Annotated in this window: 2 protein-coding genes; both read right to left on the minus strand. The window is 75.1% G+C overall.

Features of this window, described 5'->3' with window-relative positions; translation table 11 throughout:
• Positions 1–55: 55 nt before the first annotated feature.
• Positions 56–535, minus strand: a complete 480-nt coding sequence (locus VGR37_24280) for a hypothetical protein (GenBank protein ID HEV2150540.1) — start codon at positions 533–535, stop codon at positions 56–58.
• An 86-nt stretch (positions 536–621) separates the two neighbouring features.
• Positions 622–2021, minus strand: a 1400-nt coding sequence (locus VGR37_24285) for a bifunctional diguanylate cyclase/phosphodiesterase (protein HEV2150541.1), incomplete at its 5' end; no start/stop codon positions are given.

Here is a 2021-nt window from a genome sequence, read left to right on the forward strand (position 1 = left end):
CCCCCCCCCCCCCCCCCCCCCCCCCGCTTCCGTTGCCGGACCGGCGTGCCGCGCGTCAGGCCTCCACGGCCGGGCCGTCGGCGGCGCGGGGCCGGGCCAGGTCCGCGCTGAGCTCCTCGTGCAGGTCGCGCAGCGCGGTGAGGATGGGGCGCAGCGGGTAGGTGACGCCCTGCACCGTCACGGTCAGCAGCTCCGGGTTCACCGCACGCTGCAGCTCCTCGGTGGAGGCGGCCAGCAGCTCGGTGAGGCGGGAGAGGTTCGCCGGGGAGACGGCCGAGGCGTCCGAGAGGCCCAGCCGCTGCGACAGGTGGTCGGCCTCGGCCTGCCCGTGCTTGTCGGTGACGCGCCGCCCGAAGCGCCAGAGGAGGTACGAGATCTTCACCGCGATGGAGATGATCTCCTGCACCAGGATCGGTGCCTCGCTCTGGGCGGGCGTGCCGAGCGAGTCCTCCAGCTCGTCGATGATCGTGAGCCCGAAGCGGCTCATGCACTCGACTTCCTGCTTGAGGAGACGAAGGCGTGTGGGATTGATCATGTCGTCGGTCCGGGGCGTTGGGGGGGAGGCTGCAATCTGCGCTCGCCCCCGAAAGCGCGCAAGCGGTACGCTCCCCGCCCCGGCGCTCAGAGCGGGAGCCTCCGGCTCAGCAGCAGCCCGGCCAGCTCACCGTCCACGGGCTCGGAGAAGAGGTAGCCCTGGCCATAGTCGAAGTCCATGGCGCGCAGGCGGTCCAGCTGCTCGCTGGTCTCGATCCCCTCCGCCACCACCACGCGGTCCAGGCTGTGCGCCATGCTCACGGCCGCGCGGACGACCTCGTCTCCATCCAGGCGCGACGGGTCGATCTTGAGCGTCCGGGCCGGGACCCGGTGCAGCCGCGTGAGCGAGGCGCTCCCGCTCCCGAAGTGGTCGACCTGGATCTGCACCCCGAGCGCCTGGATGCGCCGGAGCACCGCGGTGGAAAGCTCCGACCCATCCGCCAGCGCGCTCTCGCCCACCTCCACCTCCAGCGAGGGCGGGGAGAGCCCGCACTCCTCCAGCACCCCCCGGATCCGCTCCGCGGTGTCCGGCGAGGCGAGCTGGCGGCCGGACAGGTTGACGCTGATCCGGCACTCCCGGTCCGGGAACTCCTGCTGCCAGCTCCGCAGCTGCCGGCAGGCCTCGCGGAGCACCCAGCGGTCCACCGCCAGGATGGCCCCCGTCTCCTCGGCCAGCGGGAGGAACTCCGCCGGGTGCACGAGGCCGCGCTCCGGGTGGCGCCAGCGGACCAGCGCCTCGAAGCCGGAGATCTCCCCCGTCCGGAGCGACACCACCGGCTGGTAGACCAGCGCCAGCTCGTTGCGCTCCACGGCGCGCCGCAGCTCCGCATCCAGCTCGCCTCGCGAGCGGGCGCCCGCCTGGACCTCGCTCCCGAACACCTCGATCCCGCCCCCGCCCCGGCCGCGCACCACCCCGAGCGCGGTGGCGGCGTCGCGGAGCAGCTCCTCCGGCTCCGCCGCCCCGGACGGGCTCACCGCGATCCCCACGCTCGCGCCGATCCGCAGCTCGTGGGAGCGGAGGCGGAAGGGCGAGGCGAGGGAGCGCTGCACCCGCTCCGCGACGCAGAGCGCCCCCTCGGCGCCGGGGAGCCCCTCCAGCAGGAGCCCGAACTCGTCCCCGCGCAGGCGGCAGAGCGTGTCCCCCGGGCGGATGCAGCGCCGCAGCCGCCGGCCCACCTCCACCAGCAGGGCGTCGCCCAGCTCGCGCCCCATCCCGTCGTTCACCAGCCCGAAGTGGTCCAGGTCCAGCAGGAGCACCGCCACCCGTTCGTCCGGTCGCCGCTCGCCGCGCCGGGCGGCGTGCCCCAGCCGGTCCAGGAAGACGGCGCGGTTGGCGAGCCCGGTGAGCGGGTCGTGCAGCGCCCCGTGGAGGAGCTGCTCCTCGCGCTCGCGCGCGCCGGTGACGTCGCGCGCGAAGCCCCGGACGCCCTCCTCCTCCCCGCCGGACGGGCGCTCCGCCAGCTCCAGCAGCACCCGCCGCCCGTCGC

The sequence above is a fragment of the Longimicrobiaceae bacterium genome (assembly GCA_035936415.1).
Taxonomy (GTDB): Bacteria; Gemmatimonadota; Gemmatimonadetes; order Longimicrobiales; family Longimicrobiaceae; genus JAFAYN01.